A 7,937-nucleotide genomic window follows, 5' to 3' on the forward strand; every position below is an offset into this window, starting at 1 on the left:
TTGTCCCGCTCTCTCAGCAATATCTTCCGTGCCCACCCAAATCCCACCCTCCTTTTTGCCGCGTTGACCGCTGGCAGCAACCCCCCACGCACGGAAGGCCTCCTATGAAGGATAGGAATTTCGACGCTGAACTCTATGGGGCGGGGATCACTCTCGCTTGCGGTTATCTCGAAGGTGGAACGCAGCGTTTCGTCGAAGTCGCGCAAGCCATCGGGCGAGATGTAGGCAAGCCTCCAGTAGAGCTTTTTCGATATTTGCGCTCTTGGTATGAAGGAGCAAGATACGCCTGCCTCGATAACGGTATCGATGTGACAAACTGCGATAGCGAAGATGACATCATCGATGCGTTGGTCACTATCGACGAGTGGGGTGAAACACGGATTCCCGTCGGTACGACTGACGTTTTGCCGCAGAATCCTAACCCTAGCGAAGCGGAACTACGTGATTTGATGGGGCGCGCCCTTTCAGCCCCAACACCTCAAGCCATCATGCACTTCACCCGCTTTGCTTCTCGGATGAAGGCTTATGGCCCCTACAACATTTACATGATCTATGCTCAAAGACCGGGTGCGGGCATGGTTGCTAGCAAGCAGCGCTGGCGGACTATGGGACGCAGCGTGAGACCGGGCGCAATTCCGATTCTCATTCTGCAGCCGCTTGGACCGATCACCCAGGTTTATGAAGAACTGGACACCGCTCCCCAACCGCCTCGCGATCCGGAAACCGATGCATTTGCGGCGACCGGACAGTTCGATTCATCTCGACTGTCACGATTGATCGATGCGTTGGCCAAACCCACTTCCCGACACCTCGTGGTGCGGACGCGCACTGTCGATTTCGGACGCAATCTGGCGGGCTGGATCACGGGAGGGTGTGAAGATGCACCCCTGGTAAAACGAGTTGATTCCACGCCGGTCTGGGAGGTTTCGATCAATGGTAAGTTCTCACCGGCAGAACAGTTTACAACACTGCTCCATGAACTCGGGCACCTGTTTTGCGGGCACCTCGGGCCATTTATTGAAAATAATCTCAAAGCTGAAGAATATGGTTGGCCGGATCGAAGAGATATTCCACTCGCCACTAAGGAAATTGAGGCTGAACTAGTGGCTTGGTGGCTTGCCGAACGCGAGGGAATAATCACTGGATCACCGATTTATCTTCGCTCCTATTTTGATGGAGCTAAAGCAGACATCGAGCAGGTGGACCTCGATCGCATAACGCGCGCCGTAGCACGTGTTCGCAGTTATCTTGGGGACAAAGGTTGAAAGAGGCTGCCGTGATCGGAGAGCGTGGGGTGATGAAGACGATTCGCGAAGGTACGGTCGGAAAAGCGAAGTTGCCGCTTGTCCAGACAGGCGAGGGCTTTGGAGATTGGCGCGATCTATGCCCCGTGCGACCGGAACCTATCGATCCGCGCTGTTTTGAGGTAGTGCAGTTAAGCCGCATCAAAGCCCTCGAGGTCATCCGCTTGGGACTGCCAAAGGTTAGGGCCCATCCATGGCGCGAGGATGCCCGCAGTCTGGATGCGCTTTTTGGACTGGAAACCGAAACGCATTGCTTCAACGAAGCTCCGCATCAGTGGATTGATCCGCTTGAACCTCAGATAACCAAGGGCTTTGTCTATTTTTTGACCGACTGTTCGCTGGAAAGGCAGCGTGCACGCTGCCTTTCATTTGCGAAGGCTGCGCTTGCCTGCTCCCCACGTAGCATTCCGATCAAGAGCGAATGGAAGCCGCTCAAAGTTCGTGCTGAAGCCGAGGAGAACCGCATCGATATCCTTGTGGAGTTGTCTGACGGAAGCACTAATTTCGGCGTGGCGATTGAAGCAAAATTCGGTCATCGGCTAACGCCAGGCCAGCTTGAAAAAGCAGAGCAGCATGTGCTCGACCAGTCTGGGCCGGCCTGGGATTCCTCTCGGTCTGCCTTTCTGGTCGTCGCCCCGCTCATCAGCCGGATTGACGCCAAGTTACTCAAGCCGCGGCCCTATTGGCAACCTGTAAGCTGGTGGTCGTTTCTGACCAGGCTCGAGCATGAAATTGATGGATCGCACGATTGCGTTGAATACAGGCGCTTTCGGCGGTCCGTTTGGTACAAAGCATATTAAAGGGGCGGCGCAGCATATGGTTCAGATTCCATCGGGGCTTCTGTCCTATTTCAACGATAGCAAAACAGAGGCTGCGGTTGATCTGCTCTTGGCTAAGAAGCGCCCGTCCATTCCAGATGACGTTGAGTGGAACGAAGTCCCAGACTATTTTCGTGCATTGCGAGCTGCGCGTCAAATTCAGGCAGACCTAGCAATCCTAGTGCATGAAATTTGGCATGCAGTATGGAAACCGTTGCCAGCACCATGGACAGCGAAAGCTCCTCATGAGCAGGTTGATGATGGCCTTCTCGATCCGCAGACGATCTGGGGTCAGTGGTATGCGCTCCGATCCTATGGGCTTGGCAAACTTAGAAGCGAGCTTCTGGTCTATGCCGACAACGAGTCTGGCGTGCAGATCGGATTCAATGTTCTTCAAGATGGCAAATCGAAGTTGCATAGCAAATCGAAAATCAAGCAGGACATCGCAGGTTGGGAGGATGATGGTGTAACGCTGTGGAGTCCGTCAGGCCTCGTGAAGATTCAGAAAGGTCTCAACTTTGCGCCTTTGGCACCGTTTGTTGATGAAGCAATCAAGGTCATCAAGGACGTGGGTAAACTTTAAAGGCATGACCATAGAATGATCGAAACCAGTCAGCGCCTTTTTGATTACCCGTTTGCGCTTGAATCTGAGCTCCGGGATGCCGCCAACGGTCAGGGGTATCGCATTGCCCAAGGCCAGGCAGCTGGCTGGCTGTTTTATTCGTCTGCATCAGCGCCGGGGGAGATCGCTGTCGCTGCAACAGCGTCAGGCTTGCATGGGCCATTTTTCTTGTCAGTCGCTCATCCAGGCGCAGCCAGGGAACTCAAAGCAGAGTCTGCCGGACCATGTGCGAAGGGGCATGCGGCGGCCTTTGCCTTCATGACCAGAGAAGCCCTCTTCGCCGGTGTCAGTTCGGTCTACCGCCTTTCACTGAGCCTGCCGACATTGCCCTTTGAAGACTTCATTCGGGAAACCGCTCACTTGGGCGACACCGAGGCCGAACGCGCGCAGAAAGTCCGGATCGGTCAGGATCGATTCCGGGCAGCGGTCATGGATTACTGGAACAGAACCTGTCCTTTCACCGGCGCAGTGGAGCCGCAACTGCTTCGCGCCTCACATATCATCCCTTGGGCCGATTGTGAGAGCGATCAGGAAAGGCTCAATGTCCACAATGGTTTGCTGCTGTCGTCATTGTGGGACGCCGCATTCGACAGCGGCCTGGTGACTTTCGACGACTTGGGCAATGCTATTGCCTCGCCCAGCCTTGGCAAATCAGCGCGTCTTGCACTGGCGCTGGAAAAAGCGCCGCCGTTGCAGTTGGTGGATGAACAAAGAAGCCGTCTGGCTTGGCACCGCAGCGAGATTTGGGTGGCCGACTGAAGAATTCAGTTGGATGAGTATCGAAGGTCTGTGCCGAAAGGCTGCTGATGCGCCTCGATTGGGCTGGGCCAACGTTCATTTTTTGATCGTCTTTCCATCGGTTTTCAGCCGGATTTGGACATGCCCTGACTCCGTCCTTCGAGATTCGAAGGCACCCGCCTTGTCGACGAGATCGCTGAGCTTGGCCTGACCATAGGTGCGCGGATCGAAATCCGAGGCAAGTTCGGCGAGACGCTGACCCACTCGGCCCAAAGGAACCCAGCCACCGTCATCGTCCAGCTGCGCAATGGCCTTGCGAATGAGCGGGGCGGCCGCGCTTGGGGCTTGTTTGGCTGCCGCGGGACGCAGGTCGGCGCGTTCGGGCTCTTCCGAGGTTGGAGCCTCCGGCAGAAGATTCTCCGTGTAGATGAAGCGTCGGCAAGCCTGGCGGAAGCTCTCGGGGGTTTTCTGCTCGCCGAAGCCATAGACATCGATGCCTTGCTCGCGGATGCGGGCCGCAAGCCCGGTGAAATCACTGTCAGACGATACCAGACAGAAGGCGTCGAAGCGCCCGGTATGCAACAGGTCCATGGCGTCGATCACGAGCGCAATGTCAGACGCATTCTTGCCGGTGGTGTAGGCGAAATTCTGCTGCGCCCGGATTGCGTGGGTTGAAAGCACCTCTGCCCAGGATTTGAGGCGGGTTCCGGAGAAGTCGCCATAAATCCGGCGCACACTGGCTTCACCGATCTTGGCGATCTCTTCGAACAGACGGGTAGCGATACGGGAGGAGGCATTGTCAGCGTCGATGAGGACAGCAAGACGTGGAGCACGGGGTTCATTCGACATGTTGAATCCTTACCACGCCGCCGTTAAAATTTGTCTCCAAAATAGATCAAACAGATTTGAAGTTAAATTCCGGCATCCGCCTGACTGGGCAAGTAAATTTACGGATCGATCTCTGACCTCATTCCATCATCGCGAATTTATATTGCGATTTCAGTCTGATTGCGCCTCAATGCCGGCAAGAAAGAGAATGGGGGAGCATTAGCAGCATGACGATCGAGGTCCGGCAACTCCGATATGCCGTTCTGACCGCTGATACCCGCAGCTTTTCCCGTGCTGCCACGGCGCTCAACATGAAGCAGGCAACGCTGAGCCTGCGGGTTACGCAACTTGAGGACAAACTCGGCATCAAGTTGTTTACGCGTTCGACGCGGGGAGCTGAGCCGACCGAGATGGGCCAGGTCTTTCTTGAGTCCGCGCGGCGCATCATCACTGACATCGACAATCTGCAAACCACCGCGCGTGCGGTCAGCTATGGCGAGCAGGGACGACTTGCCGTCGGTTACAGCTCGTCACTGATGGCAGGCAATCTGAAGCAGACCTTCTCCGAGTATCTGACCCGATTTCCTGACGTCCAGTTCGATGGCGAGGAAGCCGCTCCCGAAAAGCTGCTGAATGCCTTGCAATCGCGGACCATAGATGTCGCGGTGGCACCGGCCGGGATGGACGAGAGCGGCATTTTGGCGCGCTCAGTCTGGTCTGACAGGCTGATGGTCGCCTTGCAGTCGGGCCACCGGCTTCTCGAAAGCGAGCGGATCTACTGGAGTGATCTGCGCCGCGAAGTGTTCGTGGTGCCGGGCGGCGGCATTGGTCCAACTCTTGCCAATCTGCTTGCTGCGCGGCTGACCGGACAGGGCGGGCGGCCGAACATCATCGTACAGAATACCAGCCTAGAGAGCGTGCTGAGCATTGTGTCGGTCGGTCGTTTCATATCGATCGCAACCGAAGCCTCGCAGGGCGTGACATGGCCGGATCTCCATTTCCGCGATATCCACGATCAGAACGGCACGACGCGCCTCGAATTTTCGGTTTACTGGCGCGAAGACAATGACAATCCGGCGCTGCAACGGTTCTTTACCCTGATCAACGAGCGCTACCCCGCCTGAGGTGTCTTGCGCGCTTTGGCAAAAGCCCGGTCAGTTGCGATAAACCGCTCAAGCATGGGCGGAATGAGCCGCTCGGCGGTCGGCGCACCTTTGGCATCCCCGCCGTTTACGGCGAGCGCATAGGCCACCAGATCGCGGTGAAGCCGTGCAGAGAGCTCCAAGGTCAGCCGCACCGGTTTTTCGTCGGCGAGATCAGCCAGTTTGAGACGGGTCATCGCATTCCTCCTGCAGGCACCGGTTCGAGCACCAGATCGCGAGTCACGATGATGCGCAGCGAAAATCCGGGGCGCACGGTCAGTGTCGGCGGCACGTTCAATTGCCGCTGCACGACCTGCCTGCCAGTCTGGCTTATGGTGTCCTGCGTGCCGAAACGCAGCGCCCGAATGAGATCGCTATCACCGTTCGAGATGAGCTCTGTACCAGCCCCCAGCAATGTCGAAATGAGCGCGGCCTTGAGCATGTTGCCCCAATGATAGTTGGTCTGGTCTTCAAGGCCGGCCATACCGGCAGCATCAGCGCCGGGCAGGCGATCAAGCAGGATCGATTGACCTCCGGGAAGGATGAGGCGGTCCCACGCCAGCAGCACGCGGTTCTGTCCGGCGGCTACGTCGCTGTCATATTCACCGATCAGCCTTGAGCCTTGGGGGATCAGAAGGATCCGGCCGGTGGGGCTGTCATAGACGTTCTGCGTAACCTGCGCTGTTATTTGACCTGGAAGGTCGGACCGGATGCCGGTTATGAGCGCTGCCGGTATCACGCTTCCGGCCTGCACAACGTTAGGCGATGCAAGTCGCATGATGCGCTCAGGGCTTTCCGTGCTGCGGTTACCGCGCTGTCCGAGAAATGCGCGGCGGCTTGATGTGGCTGTTGGTGCCGACGGTTGAGCTGGATCGGCACCAAGTATCGAAACTGATGGCGCTGGCCCTACTGCGGTTGCCGATCGATTGTCGGTCGTTCCGGTCTCTCCGGCAAGAAACAGGCGACTGGTCCGGGCGCTGTCACGTTCCTGCGCCGCGCGTTCATGCGCTTGTTCGGCAGCGGCAATCCGCGGGTCAGGCGGACCGGCACTAGGAGCGGTGCCAATGGGCGGGATCGGGACATTTTGCCCGCGCTGCTGCGCGGCAACGATCGGGCCGCCGAGATCACCGGGAAGTGCAGGCCCCAACTTGGGCACGTCGCCGTAGTTGGCAGGCGCACCGTTGACCGAGTCCGCGCGGTTGCGGCTGTTCGTGTCGTAGAGATTCTCGGCTGGCGCGTGGTTCTTGGGCTGAAGTGCGTAGATCAACGAACCGCCAATCCCGACGCTGGCGATGACGCCAAGGATTGCCAGTGCCTTGCGCGACAAGCGCATGACGCGCGGCGGTTCCCCGCCAAGGCGAAACCCGTCGGGGTTGGCCGGTGCAACCGGGCGCTCGTCGTAAGGCTCATCGCCTTCGGCATTGACCTCAACGTCAGTTTCAATGTCGGTCTCGACGTCAGCCTCAACAATCCGGTTGGAGACCGGTGGCACGCCATCATCTTGCGATCGCGCGTTCATGAGCGGCTCCGGCGGCGTGCGCGTTCACGCTCAATGCGAACCTGCTTGGCGCTGTTGCCTGCGCCAAGCCGCAGTTCGGCACGCTCAAACAGCCGGTCGACAACCATGTAGCGGCCCTGCACGCGGTAGTTCACCAGCTCAGCTGCCTGATCCGCGCCGATCACGAACAGCGGCGGCATATCGCCGCTCGCAATGTCGCCCGGAAACTCGATGAACACCTGCCGGCCGTCATCGAATACACGCACTGGCCGCCATTCGGGGCGATCGCCCGCGATGCGGTAGCGAAAATTCAAAGCAGAAAAGTCGATACCCGCCGCCACCGGAGCCGTGCGTTCGCGCTCGGCCTCAGCCGTTCGCAAGGCGATCAAGGCGTCCTGCGGATATGTCCAGGAGACTGCGGCCATATAGGTCGAGTTCGTCGCACTGAGTTCGAGATGATAGGTGCGCCGATTAGTATTGATAATGAGGTTGGTGCGAATGTCGGCCCGTGTCGGCTTGACGAGGATGTGAACGCGGCGCGAGGATCCGCTCCCACTTACCGTGTCGCCGATGATCCAGCGGACCGTATCGCCCGATGCGACCGGCCCTGGTCCGACCAGTTCCTCGCCTTCCTGCAGCATGATGTCGGTGATCTGCCCCGGTGCAGTATAAATCTGGAACAGGGCTCCATCGGTGTAGGCATATTGCTGGATGGCATTGAAATAGCTGGTGCGCTCCGGTTCCACGCGCGCAGCGGCGTTGGCCCTACCAACACGGGTGCGCGGGTCGGCAGGCTCAACGATCTGCGCCGATGCAGCAGGAATTGCATGCGGCTGAGCGCGCTGTTCGCGCGCCATGGCTTGGGCAGGGATGCAGATCAGCGTTACCGCTGAGAGCATAATGGATGTGCGCAGGGCGCGCGTCGGGCGGATCATTGGCTAAGCTCCTTTGACCAGTTGATGGCGTTGATGAACAGGCCGAGCGGAT

General features: G+C 58.1%; 9 protein-coding genes. 5 read left to right on the forward strand and 4 right to left on the reverse strand.

The annotated features are described in order from the left end of the window. Positions 1-104 precede the first annotated feature (104 nt). From SX1_RS24295 to SX1_RS18310, 4 genes are read left to right on the forward strand one after another with little or no spacing between them, the layout of a single operon-like run. Positions 105-1,265 (forward strand): M78 family metallopeptidase domain-containing protein, encoded by a 1,161-nt coding sequence (locus SX1_RS24295; protein ID WP_019054190.1) that lies wholly within the window; start codon positions 105-107, stop codon positions 1,263-1,265. Further along, on the forward strand, positions 1,262-2,104 hold the full coding sequence (locus tag SX1_RS18300) for a PD-(D/E)XK nuclease family protein (RefSeq protein ID WP_255209795.1): 843 nt from the start codon (positions 1,262-1,264) through the stop codon (positions 2,102-2,104). Before SX1_RS24295 ends, SX1_RS18300 begins: the two co-directional genes overlap by 4 nt. Further along, entirely contained in the window at positions 2,031-2,705 is a 675-nt protein-coding gene (locus SX1_RS18305; protein WP_255209796.1) for a hypothetical protein, read from the forward strand. Before SX1_RS18300 ends, SX1_RS18305 begins: the two co-directional genes overlap by 74 nt. Before the next feature lie 15 nt (positions 2,706-2,720). Then, entirely contained in the window at positions 2,721-3,503 is a 783-nt protein-coding gene (locus SX1_RS18310; RefSeq protein WP_019054193.1) for an HNH endonuclease, read from the forward strand. Positions 3,504-3,578: 75 nt separating this feature from the next. Here the strand turns inward: SX1_RS18310 and SX1_RS18315 are convergent, their stop codons facing one another. Then, positions 3,579-4,331 carry an NYN domain-containing protein gene (locus SX1_RS18315; RefSeq protein WP_019054194.1) on the reverse strand — a complete coding sequence of 251 codons (753 nt, stop codon included), beginning with the start codon at positions 4,329-4,331 and terminating at the stop codon, positions 3,579-3,581. 206 nt (positions 4,332-4,537) lie between these two features. Here SX1_RS18315 and SX1_RS18320 point away from each other — a divergent pair, with 206 nt between their 5' ends. Further along, positions 4,538-5,434 (forward strand): LysR family transcriptional regulator, encoded by an 897-nt coding sequence (locus SX1_RS18320; protein WP_019054195.1) that lies wholly within the window; start codon positions 4,538-4,540, stop codon positions 5,432-5,434. On the opposite strand, the gene SX1_RS18325 is transcribed toward SX1_RS18320, so the two are convergent. The 3 genes from SX1_RS18325 to trbG are packed head-to-tail and all read right to left on the reverse strand — an operon-like array spanning position 5,422 to position 7,807. Continuing rightward, entirely contained in the window at positions 5,422-5,649 is a 228-nt protein-coding gene (locus SX1_RS18325; protein ID WP_019054196.1) for a DUF2274 domain-containing protein, read from the reverse strand. The two genes, SX1_RS18320 and SX1_RS18325, sit on opposite strands and share 13 nt — an antisense overlap. Next, entirely contained in the window at positions 5,646-6,971 is a 1,326-nt protein-coding gene (locus SX1_RS18330) for a TraB/TrbI/VirB10 family type IV secretion system protein (RefSeq protein ID WP_019054197.1), read from the reverse strand. Before SX1_RS18330 ends, SX1_RS18325 begins: the two co-directional genes overlap by 4 nt. Next, positions 6,968-7,807 (reverse strand): P-type conjugative transfer protein TrbG, encoded by an 840-nt coding sequence (trbG, locus tag SX1_RS22945; RefSeq protein ID WP_157410275.1) that lies wholly within the window; start codon positions 7,805-7,807, stop codon positions 6,968-6,970. The genes SX1_RS18330 and trbG overlap by 4 nt, the downstream gene beginning before the upstream one ends. Between the last annotated feature and the right edge of the window lie 130 nt (positions 7,808-7,937).

The organism is Sphingobium xenophagum NBRC 107872 (genome assembly GCF_000367345.1).
Lineage (GTDB): Bacteria > Pseudomonadota > Alphaproteobacteria > Sphingomonadales > Sphingomonadaceae > Sphingobium > Sphingobium xenophagum.